17 protein-coding genes are annotated in these 15,701 nt (G+C 67.0%); 7 read left to right on the top strand and 10 right to left on the bottom strand.

Going from position 1 to position 15,701, the window contains the following annotated elements; translation table 11 throughout:
- Nucleotides 1-44: 44 nt before the first annotated feature.
- From NU1_RS22990 to NU1_RS22980, 3 genes are read right to left on the bottom strand one after another with little or no spacing between them, the layout of a single operon-like run.
- Nucleotides 45-713 carry a GntR family transcriptional regulator gene (locus NU1_RS22990; protein WP_067523992.1) on the bottom strand — a complete coding sequence of 223 codons (669 nt, stop codon included), beginning with the start codon at nt 711-713 and terminating at the stop codon, nt 45-47.
- The gene (locus NU1_RS22985) at nt 700-1,431 is read right to left on the bottom strand and encodes a maleate cis-trans isomerase family protein (protein ID WP_067523991.1); all 732 of its coding nucleotides are present in this window, start codon (nt 1,429-1,431) and stop codon (nt 700-702) included. The genes NU1_RS22990 and NU1_RS22985 overlap by 14 nt, the downstream gene beginning before the upstream one ends.
- 13 nt (nt 1,432-1,444) lie before the next feature.
- Nucleotides 1,445-2,185, bottom strand: coding sequence for a maleate cis-trans isomerase family protein (locus NU1_RS22980; RefSeq protein WP_067523989.1), 741 nt, complete (start codon nt 2,183-2,185; stop codon nt 1,445-1,447).
- A gap of 146 nt (nt 2,186-2,331) precedes the next feature.
- Between NU1_RS22980 and NU1_RS22975 the strand changes: the two genes are divergently transcribed.
- Both NU1_RS22975 and NU1_RS22970 read left to right on the top strand, forming a co-directional pair.
- The gene (locus NU1_RS22975; protein WP_067524217.1) at nt 2,332-3,237 is read left to right on the top strand and encodes a D-2-hydroxyacid dehydrogenase; all 906 of its coding nucleotides are present in this window, start codon (nt 2,332-2,334) and stop codon (nt 3,235-3,237) included.
- 13 nt (nt 3,238-3,250) lie between these two features.
- Nucleotides 3,251-4,651: an amidase gene (locus tag NU1_RS22970; RefSeq protein ID WP_084521723.1), complete on the top strand. Its 1,401-nt coding sequence runs from the start codon at nt 3,251-3,253 to the stop codon at nt 4,649-4,651.
- A gap of 307 nt (nt 4,652-4,958) precedes the next feature.
- Here the strand turns inward: NU1_RS22970 and NU1_RS22965 are convergent, their stop codons facing one another.
- On the bottom strand, nt 4,959-5,453 hold the full coding sequence (locus NU1_RS22965; RefSeq protein WP_067523984.1) for a DUF3830 family protein: 495 nt from the start codon (nt 5,451-5,453) through the stop codon (nt 4,959-4,961).
- Nucleotides 5,454-5,472: 19 nt separating this feature from the next.
- Nucleotides 5,473-6,714, bottom strand: a complete 1,242-nt coding sequence (locus tag NU1_RS22960; RefSeq protein ID WP_067524215.1) for an aspartate aminotransferase family protein — start codon at nt 6,712-6,714, stop codon at nt 5,473-5,475.
- A 137-nt stretch (nt 6,715-6,851) separates the two neighbouring features.
- On the opposite strand from NU1_RS22960, the gene NU1_RS22955 reads away from it, so the two are divergent.
- On the top strand, nt 6,852-8,324 hold the full coding sequence (locus NU1_RS22955) for an NAD-dependent succinate-semialdehyde dehydrogenase (protein ID WP_067523982.1): 1,473 nt from the start codon (nt 6,852-6,854) through the stop codon (nt 8,322-8,324).
- Nucleotides 8,321-9,388 (top strand): tartrate dehydrogenase, encoded by a 1,068-nt coding sequence (locus NU1_RS22950; RefSeq protein ID WP_067523980.1) that lies wholly within the window; start codon nt 8,321-8,323, stop codon nt 9,386-9,388. The genes NU1_RS22955 and NU1_RS22950 overlap by 4 nt, the downstream gene beginning before the upstream one ends.
- Before the next feature lie 14 nt (nt 9,389-9,402).
- Here the strand turns inward: NU1_RS22950 and NU1_RS22945 are convergent, their stop codons facing one another.
- The gene (locus NU1_RS22945) at nt 9,403-10,620 is read right to left on the bottom strand and encodes an MFS transporter (RefSeq protein WP_067523979.1); all 1,218 of its coding nucleotides are present in this window, start codon (nt 10,618-10,620) and stop codon (nt 9,403-9,405) included.
- Nucleotides 10,620-11,261 carry a GntR family transcriptional regulator gene (locus NU1_RS22940; protein WP_067523977.1) on the bottom strand — a complete coding sequence of 214 codons (642 nt, stop codon included), beginning with the start codon at nt 11,259-11,261 and terminating at the stop codon, nt 10,620-10,622. Before NU1_RS22940 ends, NU1_RS22945 begins: the two co-directional genes overlap by 1 nt.
- A 93-nt stretch (nt 11,262-11,354) precedes the next feature.
- On the opposite strand from NU1_RS22940, the gene NU1_RS22935 reads away from it, so the two are divergent.
- Nucleotides 11,355-12,221 carry a hypothetical protein gene (locus tag NU1_RS22935; RefSeq protein ID WP_067523975.1) on the top strand — a complete coding sequence of 289 codons (867 nt, stop codon included), beginning with the start codon at nt 11,355-11,357 and terminating at the stop codon, nt 12,219-12,221.
- Between the two features lie 39 nt (nt 12,222-12,260).
- Here the strand turns inward: NU1_RS22935 and NU1_RS22930 are convergent, their stop codons facing one another.
- Both NU1_RS22930 and NU1_RS22925 read right to left on the bottom strand, forming a co-directional pair.
- On the bottom strand, nt 12,261-13,019 hold the full coding sequence (locus tag NU1_RS22930) for an SDR family oxidoreductase (RefSeq protein ID WP_067523973.1): 759 nt from the start codon (nt 13,017-13,019) through the stop codon (nt 12,261-12,263).
- 129 nt (nt 13,020-13,148) lie between these two features.
- Nucleotides 13,149-13,562 (bottom strand): DUF5997 family protein, encoded by a 414-nt coding sequence (locus NU1_RS22925; protein WP_067523971.1) that lies wholly within the window; start codon nt 13,560-13,562, stop codon nt 13,149-13,151.
- A gap of 61 nt (nt 13,563-13,623) precedes the next feature.
- Between NU1_RS22925 and NU1_RS22920 the strand changes: the two genes are divergently transcribed.
- Entirely contained in the window at nt 13,624-14,340 is a 717-nt protein-coding gene (locus tag NU1_RS22920) for a LysR family substrate-binding domain-containing protein (RefSeq protein ID WP_067523969.1), read from the top strand.
- Nucleotides 14,341-14,612: 272 nt separating this feature from the next.
- Nucleotides 14,613-15,335, top strand: coding sequence for a DUF8020 domain-containing protein (locus NU1_RS22915; protein ID WP_067523968.1), 723 nt, complete (start codon nt 14,613-14,615; stop codon nt 15,333-15,335).
- A gap of 89 nt (nt 15,336-15,424) precedes the next feature.
- On the opposite strand, the gene NU1_RS22910 is transcribed toward NU1_RS22915, so the two are convergent.
- Complete coding sequence (locus NU1_RS22910; protein WP_067523967.1) at nt 15,425-15,688, bottom strand: DUF2631 domain-containing protein; 264 nt, start codon at nt 15,686-15,688, stop codon at nt 15,425-15,427.
- Between the last annotated feature and the right edge of the window lie 13 nt (nt 15,689-15,701).

Below are 15,701 nucleotides of genomic sequence, written 5' to 3'. Positions count from 1 at the left end.
ACGGATTAGCGGGTATTCGTAGCGGACGGTCGGTTGGATGACTCTCAGTTCGCGGACTTACCTCTCGTCAGCCGCTGCACGGCATCGTCCATATGCTCGGCCAGCAGGGTGCGGGCCCGGAGAATCGGTCCGGCCCCGATCGCTTCGCGCAGCTCGACGTGCTCGCGAGCCTGCTCGCGCAGGTCCGGATAGGTGGTCTGCAAGGCCCCCAGGCACATTCGGGTTTCGATCAGCAGGGTGCGAGCCGCGCGCACCAGGCGCGGGCTGCCCGCGCTGTCGACCAGGGCCTCGTGGAACGCCTGGTCGGCATCGGAAACCCCGACGGCATCGCCGTTTTCGGCGCGCTCGCACATATCGGTGACGCTGGGACCGAGCGCGGCATAGGCGATTTCCCGGCGGCCGTCGAGAATGAGCGCGAGGGCCCCGGTCTCGATGGCGGTCCGGGCCCGATAGATATCGACCACATCGTCGAAGGCCAGGTCGATGACGAAGATGCCGCGATTGCGGATGCTGTGCAGCAGCCCCTCGGAGACCAATCGCTGCATCGCCTCCCGGACCGGACCGCGCGATACCCCGAATCGCGCCGCGAGATCGGCCTCGCCGAGTTGGTCGCCGGGCGCGACTGCGCCCCGCATGATCGCCTCCCGTAGTCGGTCCGCGATCATTTCCGCGGTCGACTGCCGGTTCACCGGCTCGAACTCAACGACCGACATGTACGTGCCTTTCCGAGAAGAGGGTGCCGAGGGTCGCGCTGGCCGCGGTGTGGCCGGCCAGGCGCAGTCCTTCCCAGATAGTGACCTGGTTGGCGGTCAGTACCGGCTTGCCGAGGGCGGACTCCAATTCCGGGAGTACGCCGAGGGTGTGCATGGCGGTATCCGGAATCAGCAGTGCCTGCGCCTGCGGATGATCGTTGGTCACCGCCAATTCGCGCACCTGCGCTGCGGTCAGCGTGCCCACCTCGGCGGCGGTGTCGATCCCCGCGCTCGACAGCGAGACCACCTCGATCCCGGCGTCGGCCAGGAACTCCACGAACAGCCGCGCCACCTCGTCGGGGTAGCTGGCGGCGATGGCGACCCGGCGTACGCCGAGCGCCTGCGCCGCCGCGACGAAGGCCAGGCCGGTGCTGGACGCCGGTACGCCCGCGACCTCCGACAGTGCCCGTACCTGGTCGCGTGCCCCCCGCGGTCCGTAGACGAAACTGCCCGAGGTGCAGGCCCATACCACCGCATCCGGCCGGTGTGGCGCGAGCAGTTCGGCACCGTGCCGCAGCTTGTCCGGGCTGCCCAGATCGAGCAGTTCGGGAATGGCGTGCAGATCGGTCCCGTAGATGTGCGCCACCGGAAGTCGCGCGCCGAGGACCGCCGCGGCCAGCGGGTAGTCGTCCTCGGCCGCGTGATCGGGATAGATGAAACCGACGGTGGGTGCCTGCATGCTGTACTTCCGATCAGAAAACGTTGAGTAGCCACTTTCCCGGACCCATCATCGGCAACTTCATCCGACCCAGGCACGCCCACATGGTGAGCTGGTTGGCGGTGAGCACGGGCTTACCGAGCGCCTTTTCGAGCGGTTCGATGACGTCATAGGTCGGGAGATTGGTGCAGCTGACGAAAATTGCCTGGGCGTCGGGGTCATCGGCCCCGACAATGCGTTCGGCGATGGTGCGGTAATTGACCTTCCAGATACCGCCGCCCAAACCGAGGTGGTCGGAACGGATTACGGTGCAGCCCGCCTCGGCCAGGAAATCACGCAGCTTGTTCGTGAGGATCTCGTCGTAGGGGGTGAGCACCGAAACCCTGGTGATATCCAGATGCCGAATCGCCTCCACGAGCGCACCGGAGGTGGTGACGGCATCGCGCGCACCGGCCGCGCAGATGGTGTCGCGCAATGACCTCTCGTACGCCAGGCCCTTGATGAAACTGCCCGAGGTGCACAGATAGGCAACCACCTCGGGCTCCACGTGCAGCACGTCGCGGGTCGCCGCAGTCAAGTGCGCGGGATTGGACACCAGTTCGGCCATTGTCAGCGACACCGGGACCGGTTCATAGGGAGTGCGGGCCAGGTGCAGGCTGACGTCCAGCGGAGCCCACCGCCAGAGTTCTCGTTCCAGCGCTAGGTCGAACGGTGCGATAACCCCGATACCCCGCTGTGCGACGGGGCCTTCTATATCGGGAAAGCTGAGTTCCACAGCGGCCCCTCTCGCGCTCAGCCGGGTAAACCTCCGAACACGATCGGATTGTTGACAATCATACGATGCGATCTTAGTGTGTCAACGTGGAAGCGGGCCCCAATATTGTCGTCCTGCACAGTGACAATGTGCCGGGGGCGGATCTCATGGCCCCCGTGGCACGTCGAGCCACTGTGCGCTATACCGAAGCAGCCGGATTGGCAGACGCCTTGCGCGGCGCCGATGCGCTGTTCGTCTATGACTTCCTGACCCGCGCGATACCCGCCGCCTGGCCGGCGGCCGATCGGCTGCGCTGGCTACATATGGGCTCGACCGGAGTGGATCCGGCAATGTTTCCGGAACTGCGGGCCAGCGAGGTGGTGGTCACCAATACGCGCGGGGTATTCGACACCGCCATAGCGGAATACGTACTGGGGCAGATCCTCGGTTTCGCCAAGGATCTGGCGGGATCGCTGCGACTTCAGCAACGACACGAGTGGCATCATCGCGAATCTGAGCGGATCGCGGGGGCCTCCGTCTTGATTGTCGGGACCGGTCCGATCGGCCGCAGCGTGGCGCGATTGCTGCGGGCGGCCGGTATGACGGTGCGCGCGGTGGGTCGGCGCGCCCGGACATCCGATCCGGATTTCGGCGCGGTCGGTGCGGATCTGTATGCCGAACTGCCCGCCGCCGACTATGTGGTGGCCGTCGCGCCGCTGACGGCACAGACCCGGAAAATGTTCGACGCCAGAGCATTTGCCGCAATGAAGCCGCACGCGAGGTTTATCAACGTCGGCCGCGGGGAACTCGTTGTGACCGACGACCTTATCGCCGCGCTCACGACAGGATCGATCTCCGGAGCGGCACTCGATGTGGTGAATCCGGAGCCGCTCCCGGCTGAGCACCCACTGTGGGATCTGCCGAACGTACGTATCACCCCACACAATTCCGGGGATTTCATCGGGTGGCGAACCGCGGTCGTCACCGCTTTCACCGAGAACTTCGACAATTGGATCGCCGGCCGGCCGTTGAACAATGTGGTCGACAAGGAGCTGGGGTACGTGCCCGGCTGAAGGAGAGCCAGCTATGAGCTACCCCGACATCAACAGTGCGACACAACCGGCCGCTATGACCGCCGTCGAACTGGTTACGGCCTACACCGCAGGCGCCCTCTCACCGGTCGAGGCGACCGAAGCGGTACTCGCGGCCATTACGGCCCGCGACGGTGCGCTGAACGCCTTCTGCCTGGTCGATCCCGATCGAGCGCTGGTGCAGGCCAAGGAATCCGAGTCACGCTGGCATTCCGGCTACACCCGTGGGCTACTCGACGGTGTCCCGATTTCGATCAAGGACATCTTCCTGACCGAGGGCTGGCCCACGCGGCGCGGGTCCACATCGGTCGATCCGGCTGGCCCCTGGCAGGTGGACAGTCCGGTCGCGGCGCGGTTGCGCGAGGACGGCATGGTGTTCCTCGGGAAGACGACAACGCCCGAGATCGCCTGGAAGGCCGTCACCGACAGCCCGCTGACGGGTATCACCCGCAATCCGGTCGATCCGGCGACCACGGCGGGCGGCTCGTCCGGTGGCAGCGCCGCCGCGGTGGCAGCGGGTATGGGTCCGGTCTCGGTCGGCACCGATGGCGGCGGCAGCATCCGCATTCCGGCGGCTTTCTGCGGCATTGTGGGCTTCAAGCCGACGCACGGCAGGATCCCGCTGTATCCGGCGAGCCCGTTCGGTCCACTGGCGCACGCGGGACCGATGACCCGGACGGTCGAGGACGCGGCGCTGTTGATGGATATCCTGTCATTGCCCGACCCGCGCGATCCGACGGCGCTGCCGCCGACGCTGACGACCTTCCGTGGCCAGCTTGGGCGAGAGGTGCGCGGACTCACCGTCGCCTATTCGGCGAACCTCGGCTACGCCGAGGTCGATCCGGAGGTCGCCGAGATCGTGGAAACGGCGGTGCGACAGTTGGCCGAGGCCGAATTGCGGGTCACCGCGGCCGATCCGGGCTTCACCGATCCACTCGAGGCGTTCGAACTGCTGTGGGCCGTCGGCGCGGCGACCATGCTGTCGAACTTCCCGGACGGCGCGCGCGAACAGGTGGACCCTGGACTGGGTGCCGTCTGGGAGCGGGGTGAATCCGTCGGTGCCGTCGACTATCTGAAGGCTCGCGATGTGGCCGCGCAGCTCGGTATCCGGATGGGCGCCTTCCACACCACCTACGACGTTCTGATCACCCCCACGATGCCGATCACCGCATTCGAGGCAGGCCACGATGTACCGCCGGGCAGCGGCCTGGACAGCTGGGCGCAGTGGACACCGTTCACCTACCCGTTCAACCTCACCCAGCAGCCCGCGATCAGTATTCCGGTGGGCACCACCCGCGCCGGGCTGCCGGTCGGCCTGCAGATCGTCGGGCCGCGGCACTCCGATGATCTGGTGCTCGCCGTCGCGCGCTACGCCGAGTACGTGCTGGCCGGGTAGCTGCCGCCCGATACGGCCGATTGCGGCGTTTGCTGCCGTGATGTCGCCGCGCCGCCCTGTCGTGCCGGCGAAGCCTGCCGGATGACGGGGCGCCGACATCGCGCGGGCAACCTCGGTATGTCCGGAGTCGTTGGCGTGGCGGCGATGACAGCGGTCGAAGCCGTGAAGCCGCTCGCCACCGACTGGCCGAGTCCGCATGCGCGCTATCGGCGCGCTCCGTCATCCCGGCATGTTTTGGCCGGAATGACGGAGGGTGTCGCGGCGCACGCCGGAATGACGGAGCGGGGGCGCGATACCGGGCGCGGGCCTACTCGCGGGCGAACGCCAGGGTCTCGCCCTGGACGCCGTGCAACCACAAGGTGTTGCAGGCGGTGGCGAGGTCGGTCAGGCCGTCTTCGATGGTCGCGAAGACATTGCCCGGCACCCAGCCCAGATCGCCATTGATGAGCAGATTGTTGCGGCCGTAGAAGAGGGCCAGATCGGTTGCCCCCTGGTTGTGGTGCGCCGCCGAACCGGGTTCGTAACCGTAGGCCGGATTGCCGATCTCCCACGGTTCGAAATCGAAGAGGCAGACATCGCCGGGGATGGGGGTGACGGTCGGATTCTCTCGGCGCGGGGCCGCGACAAGGCGCGGCACCAGCGTGTACACCTCATTGCGGGCGTATTTGGCGTGGAACGCGTCGCCCTCCTGCGGCAGCGCGTCCCACACCGCGTCACATGTTCGCGGGGCCTCCGCGTCGAGTAGTCGGGCCCGGCAGGTCACGCCTGCCTTGGTCAGCGTGATGGTGATGTAGCGAGCCATCGGTCCTGCCCTTCCTGGTTCACAGTTCGGCGAGAACCGCCGACCAGATCGCGAGCGCATCGTCGATCTGAGTATCGGTCACAATCAGCGGCGGGATCATGCGCACCACATTCATATGCGCACCGCAGGTGAGCAGCAGCAGCCCCTTCTCGACCGCGAGCCGTTGCGCCGCGGCGGCGGTCGCGGAATCGGGTTCGCCTGTCGCGGTGGTGAACTCGGCACCCGCGAGGAGTCCGAGACCGCGTACGTCACCGATGGGCTTGGTGGCGCTGTCGCGCAGGCCGCTGAGCAATCGCGCACCGCGCGCGGCGGCGTTGTCCACCAACCCCTCCGATTCGATCACCTCGAGGGTGGCGACCGCGGCGGCACAGGCCACGGCATTGCCGCCGTAGGTCCCGCCCTGCGATCCCGGCCACGCCTGGGCCATGAGCTCGCGCGACGCCGCGATGCCCGACAGCGGGAACCCGCTGGCCAGGCCTTTCGCAATGGTGATGATATCGGGGCGGAATCCGAAGTGCTGGTGGCCGAAGAACTTTCCGGTGCGGCCGAAGCCGGTCTGGATCTCATCGACAATGAGCAGAATGCCGTGCCGGTCCGCACGTTCGCGCAGGCCGCGGAAGAACCCGGTGTTGCCTGGAATATAGCCGCCCTCGCCCAGCATCGGCTCCACCACGAACGCCGCGGTCTCCGCGGGGGAGGTGATGGTGGCGAAGAGATAGTCGAGCTCGCGCAGCGCGAACGCGGTGGCCTCCTCTTCGGTCCAGCCGTACCGGTACGCGGTGGGGAACGGTGCCACGTGGACCCCGGACATCAGCGGGCTGAACCCGGCGGAGAATCGGGTGCCCGAGGTCGTCATGGTGGCCGCCGCGACGGTGCGGCCGTGGAATCCGCCGTGGAAGACAATGACATTCGGCCGTCCGGTGGCCTGGCGGGCCAGGCGCAGCGCGGCCTCGATCGCCTCGCTGCCGGAATTGGCGAAGAACAGCGTGTCCAGGCCCTCGGGCAGGACCGCGCCGAGCCGTTCGATGAGTTCGAGCATCGGCCGATGCATCACGGTGGTGTATTGGCCGTGGATCAGGCTGGCGACCTGGGCCTGGGCCGCCGCCACCACATGTGGATGGCAGTGGCCGGTGCTGGTGACGCCGATCCCGGCGGTGAAGTCGAGGTAGCGGCGGCCATCGGTGCCGTAGAGGTAGCAGCCGGAGCCGTGATCGACGGTCACGGGGGTGGCTTGTTTGAGGACGGGGGACAACTCGGTCATGGTGGTCCGCCTCTCGGGCGCGTGAGTGCGCGCCGCGCAGATTCGCATATTGTCGGATTGTTGACAATATGCATAACATGGTCGCTGGGCTCGCGGCAATGCCCGCGGCCGTGCCAGGACGAAAAGGAGTCCGCGCCATGATCACCGAGACCATCCTGACCGCAGCCGAACGCGCCGCGATAGATACCGTGCCGACCGGCCTTTTCATCGCCGGGCAGTGGCGGACCACAGCCGACACGCTGGCGGTCACCGATCCGTCGACCGGACAGCTGCTGTGCGAAGTGGCCGACGCCGATCCCACCGCCGGGCTCGATGCCCTGGCCGCGGCCGACCGGGCACAGGCGCAGTGGGCGCGGACACCGCCGCGGCAGCGCGGCGACATCCTCATGAACGCCCACCGGGCGCTGCTCGCCGACACCGAACGCCTCGCGCTCGTCATGACCCTGGAAATGGGTAAGCCGCTCGCCGAGGCGCGTGGCGAGATCGCCTATGCGGCAGAGTTCTTCCGCTGGTTCGCCGAGGAGGCGGTCCGCCTCGACGGCGGGTATCTACCGGCACCGGCGGGCGGATCACGCTTTCTGGTGACCAGGCAGCCGGTCGGCCCGAGTCTGCTCATCACACCGTGGAACTTCCCCCTCGCCATGGCCACCCGCAAGATCGGCCCGGCACTGGCCGCCGGGTGCACCTGTGTGGTGAAACCCGCTGCGCAGACGCCATTGTCGACGCTGGCGCTGGCCGACATCCTGGATCGGGTCGGTGTCCCCGCCGGGGTCGTGAATGTGATCACCACCTCGGCACCGGGCGCGGTGATGACGCCGCTCATTCTGGACAGCCGCTCGCGCAAACTGTCGTTCACCGGTTCCACCGCGGTCGGCAAACAACTGCTCGAACAGTGCGCGCGGACCGTCATGCGCACCTCGATGGAGCTCGGTGGCAATGCGCCGTTCATCGTGTTCGACGACGCCGATCTCGATGAGGCCGTCGAGGGCGCGCTCGCGGCGAAGATGCGCAATATCGGGCAGGCCTGCACCGCCGCGAACCGAATCCTCGTGCAGCACGGTATCGCCGACGAATTCGCCGCGCGGTTCACCGCCCGCATGGCGGCCCTGCCGATGGGCCGGGGCACCGAGCCCGACGTGGTCGTCGGACCGCTCATCGACGCCGCCGCCGTGGCGAAGGTGACGAGCCTGGTCGCCGATGCTGTTCGCCGGGGTGCCACCGTGCGCACCGGCGGCACGGCGGTGGACGGCCCGGGGAACTTCTATCCCGCGACCGTGCTCACCGGTGTGCCCGACGACGCGGAGATGTGCCACACCGAAATCTTCGGACCGGTCGCGGCAATCGGCACCTTCGATACCGAGGCCGAGGTCGTCGTGCGGGCCAATGACACGCCGTTCGGATTGGTGGGCTACGTCTTCACCGAGAATCTGCGGCGCGGATTACGGGTGTGCGAGGCGCTGGAAACCGGCATGGTGGGACTGAATCAGGGTGTGGTGTCCAATCCCGCCGCACCGTTCGGCGGTGTGAAGGAATCCGGGCTGGGTCGCGAAGGCGGCAGCACCGGTATCGACGAGTTCCTGGAAACCAAGTACATCGGAGTGCGACTGTGAAACAGACCTACCGAATCGCGACGATTCCCGGCGACGGTATCGGCGTCGATGTGACCGCCGAGGCGGTCGCAGTGCTCGATGCGGTGGTGCCCGGGATCGAATGGACAGAATTCGACTGGTCGTGCGAGAACTACCTGCGCACCGGCGCGATGATGCCCGCCGACGCTCCCGAACAGCTGGCCGGATGCGATGCGATCCTGCTCGGCGCGGTCGGATTTCCGGGCGTCCCCGACCATGTGTCGTTGTGGGGGTTGCTCATTCCGCTGCGTCGGGCCTTCGGCCAGTACGTGAACCTGCGTCCGGTCCGGCTGCTGCCCGGCACCGAATCGGCGCTGCGCGACCGCACCGCCGAGGATCTGGACATCCTGATCGTGCGAGAGAATTCGGAGGGTGAGTATTCCGCCATAGGCGGAATGCACAACCCCGGCCGTCCGGACGAATTCGTCCTGCAGGAGTCGGTATTCACGCGGGTGGGCTGTGAACGCATCATTCGGTACGCCTTCGAACGCGCCGCCGAACGCGGCGGCCGCCTGTGCTCGGCCACCAAATCGAATGGGCTGCTGCACTCGATGCCGTATTGGGACAGCGTATTCGAGCGCATTGCCAAGGAATATCCGCAGGTGTCCACCCGGGAGATGCATGTGGACGCGCTGGCCGCCGAAATCGTGCTGCACCCCGATCGGCTGGATGTGATCGTCGGGTCGAATCTGTTCGGCGACATCCTGTCCGACCTCGCCGCGGCCGTGACCGGCGGGCTCGGCCTCGCCCCCTCCGGCAATATCAACCCCGACCGCACGGTGCCGTCGATGTTCGAGGCGGTGCACGGCAGCGCCCCCGATATCGCCGGACAGGGTATCGCCAATCCGGTCGCACAGATCCTCGCCGGAGCCATGCTACTCGATCATCTCGGTGAGCATGCCGCGGCTACCGCGGTGGATCGTGCGGTGTGCGATGTCCTGCGCGACGGGCAGATCCGCACACCGGACCTCGGTGGTACCGCCACAACCGCGGAGCTCGGCGGTGCCATCGCGCGTCGTGCCGTCGCATTGGTCGCGTCCGACTGACGAGTTCGGAGGTGTCAGCCGCGGCGACCGTGCGCGAGCAGAGCCAGGCTGCTCGCCGCCAGCAGCGCCGCGACGGTGAACATTGCCGGATAGCCGATTCCGGCAATGTGCAGGGTGGCCATCAGGGCGGGGACACCGAAACCCAGATAGGAAACCGAGTAGAAGACAGCGGTCAGACCCGCGAGATCGCCGGGGCGGGCGATCCGTTCGATTTCCTGGAGCCCGGCGACCATGCCGATGCCGAAGCCCGCACCGAGCAGGACCGCGGTGGCGATCGTCGCCCACAGCGTGAGGATGCTGGAATTCAGTGCGGCCGAACCCATTCCGCAGGCGATCAGGACCAGGGCGAGGACCGCGCCGCGAATGGTGCCGGGCCGGTCGATCCGACGGGCGACCGATTGGATGGCGAAGCCGCAACCCAGCATGATCACCGTGATCAGGGCCGAGAACGCGATGGGCGCGCTGTGTACGCGGGGCATCATGAGGGTGGGCATGATGGCGTATGCCGTTGCGGAGGAAGTGAACAGCCACAGGGCGATGGGTAGCGCGATGAAGCGGAAACGCCGATGCCCGGCGGCCGGAACCTTCAGGTCGTCCACCAGGCGTGTCGGATTCGGCTGGGGTGCCGCGGTTTCCGGGATGCGTGCCAGCCAGGCCGCCGCGGCGACACAGAGCGCCGCATTGATCAGATAGGTCAGCGTTTCCGGCAGCGGAGCCCATTGCGCCAGCACGCCAGCGACACCGGCTCCCACCGCGAATCCACCGGTCAGGCTCATCGCCGACCGGCGCGCCCCGGTGCCCGCGGCGGTTTCGGATGCGAACGGTGGCTGTGAGAGTTCCTTGAGCCAGCTGCTGCCGACGGCCATGGCCAGTCCGAGGGCTACACCGCTCAATACCCGGCCCGCGGAAAGCATTGGCACGGAATCGGATCCGAAGGCCAGCAGCAGCGATCCGGCCGCGGCGACCAGGGGAGCGGGGCGCATGAGCGGGCGGCGGCCGTAGCGGTCCGACAGCGGGCCGCCGATCAGGAGTGCGGGCACGATGCCCAAGACGTACTCGAACAGCAGAAGATCCACCGTGGTGAGCGGTAGTCCGTCCTGTTTGTACATCACCAGCAGCGGCGTGAACTCGTTTCCGCCCCAGGCGATCGCGAATATGGTGGCCGCGACGGACCACCAGGCGCGGGTGGACGTGCGTGCCGGGTGGTGTTCGACGGTTGTCAGTGTGGCCATCACAGACCCCGCAGGGCGACACCGTGCACCTGGGTCAGATGAGCTGCCAGCCCGCTCGCGAAGCGGTCCGGGTCCCCGGCCTCGATCAGATCCGCCAGTCGCTGGTGCTGTTCGATAATCCGGCCGGTATCGATTCCACCGTGCCGCAGCGCCGCACTGTTCATCCGCCGCTGCCGCTCACGCAGTGAGTCGTAGAAACCCGTCAGCAATGGATTCCCCGCCGCCACCACGTACGCACGATGGAAATCGGCGTCCACCACGGCGAATTCATCGAAATCCGGTACCTCGGCGAGCGCTCGCTGCCGCTGCAGTGAAGCGCGTAGCTCCGCCATGAGCCCGGCTCGATCACTCACCGCCAGCGCCCGCACCGCGGCTGTCTCCACCACATACCGCGCATGCGCCACATCCTCGGCCTCGTTCGGTGGTACGGGTACCACCAGTGCGCCGCGCTTCGGATACAGCCGCATCCACCCCTCGGTCTCGAGCCGCAGGAACGCCTCCCGCACCGGTGTCCGCGACATTCCGAGTTCGCCCGCGATCTCGTTCTCACTGACCAGCTCACCGCCCGGCAGCACCCCGCCCAGAATGCGCTCTTTGACTTCCAGGTAGGCCCGCTCAGCGCTCGAATACGTCTTGGACACAACTTGCATACTAGATGCCGGAAGATTGCTCCCGCACGCCGACCTGTGCCCGGCCGATATGCTCCACCGAGATCAACGTCGAGGGGGAGCGCCATGACCAACGAACCGCCGCAGTCGCAGTCGCCGTACCAGCCGCAGCAGCAGCAACCGCCGCAGGCGTACGAGTCGCAGCAGCAGCAACCACCGCAGCCGTACGAGCCGTCGCAGTACGAGCCGTCGCCGCAGCCGTACCAGCCGCCGCAGCCGTACCAGCCGCCGCCGCAGTACCAGTCGCCGTACCAGCAGCCGCAATATCAGTCGCCGTACCAGGCGTCGCCGCCGCAGTACCAGGACCCGGCCATCCACCAGGGTACGTACCAGCCGTATCCCGGTGCGCCGCAGCCCTATTCGGGTGCGCCCGCACCCGTCCCGTCGGCGCCACCGCCACCGGTGATGAATGCCTTCTACCTGATGCTGGCCGGTGCGGTGCTCACCGTCCTCGGCCTGCTGTTCGGCTTGACACAGCTGGCGACAGTGCGAGAAGACACACTGCGGACCTCCGACGGTGCCTTGACCGACGACCAGCTCGACACCATCATTACCGCCTCGTTCGCAGGCGGGGTCGTGGTCACCTTGATCTCGGTCGGACTGTGGCTGTGGATGGCCTTTGCCAACCGGGCCGGCAAGAATTGGGCGCGAATCACCGCCACCGTCTTCTTCGGCCTGTACACGGTCTCCATGCTGTTCGCCGTGGTCGCTCTCTTCCTACCCGGAGCCGGGGACACGGCAATCACCACCGCCATCAACTTCCTGGTGTGGGCGGTCGGCCTCGGTGCCGTAGTCCTGCTCTGGAATGGGCGATCGGGCGCGTACTTCAAGCCCGCACCCAGCTACCCGCAGTACCCTGGTGGCTACCCCCAGTACCCCGGCGCGTACCCGCAGCAACATCCCGGCCAGTATCTCGGCCCGCCGGGCGGCTGACCCTGTCCGGCGCCGCTCGGCCGCTGAAGGGGTGCGGCGTCAGGCCCTGGCGATGAACGCCGCGGCGGCTCGTGCCAGGCGGGCGGGGGCCAGTCGGGTGGCCGGACCCAGAATGCGGGCGTGCGGGCCGACGGGAATGTGAACTCTGCCGGGTCGGCGGTGGGCGGTGCGCCAGACCGCCTCGGCGATGTCCTCCGGGGTGAGGTGCACGCCGAGGCGGGCCAAAGCTCCTGCCTCGCCGGCGGCTCGGGCCATGGCGGTGGAGACGAAGGACGGCTGGATATCGCGAACGGTTATGCCGTGGGTCCGCCATTCCAGGTCCAGCCCCTCGGTGATGCTGGCTACCGCCGACTTGCTGGCGGCGTAGGACACCAGACCGGGTTGGCCGTAGAACGCCGAGGCGGAGCAGAGGTTGATCACCTGGGCGCCGGGGGTGTTCCTCAGGTGATCGAAGGCCAGATGGCAGCCGCTCAGTAGGCCGTTGACGTTCACGTCGATGATCTGGTGGTGTCGGGCCAGGGGGATGCCGGTGAAGGAACCGGAGGTCAGGATGCCCGCATTGTTGACCAGAACGTCCAATCGTCCTGCGGCATTGTGGAATTCGGTCAGGGACCGGGTCCATGACGCGGGGTCGGTGACATCCAGCCGCCCGGCGGGACCGGATCCGGCGGCCCGCACCGCGGCCTCGTCGATATCGTATCGGCCCACCAGCCAGCCGCCCGCCGCGAAGCGTTCGGCGATGGCCCGGCCGATTCCGGCGGCGGCCCCGCTGATGAATACGGACTGCTGCGAGGTCATCGCGCGGTCTTTTCGGCGTGCGTCAGGTCCGACATCGTTGTCTCCTCACCGCGGTCGCGCCGCGGACGGCGCCTACTGTATCCGGCTCAGCACATCATGCCGTGGCCGAAAACGCGCGCTGGGAGGCAGTCAGAAACGATTCTTGGCCGGGCGGTTGGAGGCGAGGCGCCGTTCCTCGCGCTGCGCCTTGACCCGGGCCTCTTCGGCGCGGACATCGGCGGCGTTCTTGCGTTCGCGGATGAGCCACTCCGGCGGGTCGGCGATCAGTTCGGCGATTTCGGCGGCGGTGAGCGCGTCGGAGATCTCGGCGCGGGACAGGCCGCTATTGGTGATGCCGAGCTTCTTGGCGGTGATATCGCGTGGGAACGGGCCGGTGCTGCGCAGGTCGATCAGCCACTGCGGGGGATTGGTGCGGAGTTCCTCGAGCTGAGCGCGTGAAATCGGGTTGCTGCGGAACTCCTCCGGGGTCGCGGGGAGGTAGATGCCGAGCTTGGTGGCCGCTGTCAGCGGCTTCATGGTCTGCGATTTCTGGTCCGGGCTCACCGAGTAAGCCTATCGGGCCGGGTTGCCCGAGCTTTCCCGGCGGTGCAATACGCTTTCGGGAATGAGTGACCACGCGCCATCCGACGCTCCCGTGCTGCGGGTCGGGTTCGTCCCCGGCGTCACCCCGACCAAGTGGGAACGCAAGTGGCGGGAGCGGTTTCCCGAGCGGCCACTGGAACTGGTCGGCGTCGCGCAGGGGGAGCAGGACGCCGCGCTGCGCGATGGACGCGTCGATATGTGCTTCGTCCGCTTACCCATCAACCGTGACGGGATGCACGCCATTCCGCTCTATCGCGAGGTGCCGGTCGTCGTGGTCCCGAAGGATCACCCCATCTCGGTCTTCGACCAGGTGAGTACCGCGGAGCTGGCCGATGAGCGGATTCAGGACACCTCGGATCTGGATGGCGCGGTCGACGCCATCGAACTGGTGGCCGCCAATGTCGGGGTGGCCATCGTGCCGCATTCCATAGCCCGGCTGCATCACCGCAAGGACACCGTCTACCGGACGGTGACCGATATGCCCGAGACCGAGGTGGCCCTGGCTTGGCCGGTGGACTCGACCTCCGATATCACCGAGGAGTTCGTCGGAATCGTGCGCGGGCGGACCGAGCGCAGCTCCCGTTCACCCTCCGGACGTGCGGCAACCGTTGAGCAGCCGAAAAAGTCCAAGGTGAAGAAGCCTGAGCGCGGTGGTGCCCGAACCGGTGTCGGCAAGCGCGACACGGGTGGGCGAAGCCGTGCCTCGGGGCAGAAGAACCCGCGTCGCCGAGGCCGCTAGCTGCATTTATATCCTGTGAGCCACGCCGCAAATGTCCAGTTTCGGATTATTTGTGGTGCGGATCATAGTCGTCCCCGTAGGGACTGAAAGCCTGTCCATCTCAAAGCGTTTCGTACCTGAAGTCTGTTCTTCTTGATACTTTCCTAACGCTTATGGCTTTCTAAGTTACATCTCAGCAACAATCTTCTGGACACTTGACCATGGGTGCTCACCGAGGCCCCGTGCTCCAGAAGTTGGTAGCGCGCACCGTTGTTCGAAAGCGACGCACGCATATGAAGCTCAAGAAAATCGCCGCCACCTCGGCTCTGGTCATCGCGGCTCTCGGAATCGCCACCGGCACCTCTTACGCGCAGCCGGCTCCGGCCCCCGCTCCGGGCGTGATCCCGTCCCTGATCGACGGCATCAACCAGGGCGTCAACCAGGTCGCCCCCAGCATTGGCTGGAACACCCACCTCGAGGGTGAGTCCATCGTGCTGGAGACCACCGCCGGCTCGTTGACCACCGACAACGGTCAGTTCGCGGTGCGCGACGACCTCGGCAATATCGTGACCGCGTTCCCGCTGAGCTACTCGCTCAATGACGTCGAGTACCCGATCAACGCGGCCGTCGACGGGCTGCGTGCCACCCTGACCCCGAGCAAGAACCCGGCCGACGCGCGTCCGATCGCCGTCAAGCCGGTCGTGAAGCAGGAAGCCTTCGATGACGCCGTTTCGGCGGCCGCCACTCAGTTCGGCATCATCACCGCCATCGGCACCCTGGTCGGCACCATCGTCGGCGGCGGCGCGGGTTGCGCCATCGGCGGCATCGGCGGCCTGGTGCTGGGCATTCCGGTGCTGGACCTGGGCGGCGCGACCGGTATCGCCGGCTGCCTCGCCGGCGCGGCCATCGGTATCCCGCTGGGTGCCGCCGCTGGTCTGGTGCTGACCGGTGTGCCCGCCGCGATCATCGTGGCCATCGGTTTCCACAACCGCATCAACGCCCCCGAGAACCAGTAATTCTCAGGCTCAACCACTCTCGGGCTCTGCACAGCGAAGCGGGCCGGATCACCAGTGGTGATCCGGCCCGCTTCGCTATGCTCGAGAAACTAGCGCGGCTTACGCGCCAGCACCGAATCGCGCACCAGGATGCCCGCGAGCAGCGCGGCGAATCCCACCAGGTAGATGTCCTCGATCTTGCCGCTGTGATTGCCGATGATCATCGCCAGCAGGGCGACGACGACGAACCAACCGGCAATGCGGAAGGTGCGCTTCGACTCGCCGCTCCAACCCCAAGCGGCGGAAGGAACCTCGGCCGGATCGACCTTGGTGACGACCCCGGCGCTGTGGGCGGGTTCCAGTTCCGTGGCCACTTTCGCTCCTTCA

Source organism: Nocardia uniformis NBRC 13702 (genome assembly GCF_001613345.1).
In the GTDB taxonomy this organism is placed as follows: Bacteria; Actinomycetota; Actinomycetes; order Mycobacteriales; family Mycobacteriaceae; genus Nocardia; species Nocardia uniformis.
Note: the sequence above shows the minus strand (reverse complement) of the source record. Positions and strands in the feature narration are given on the sequence as shown.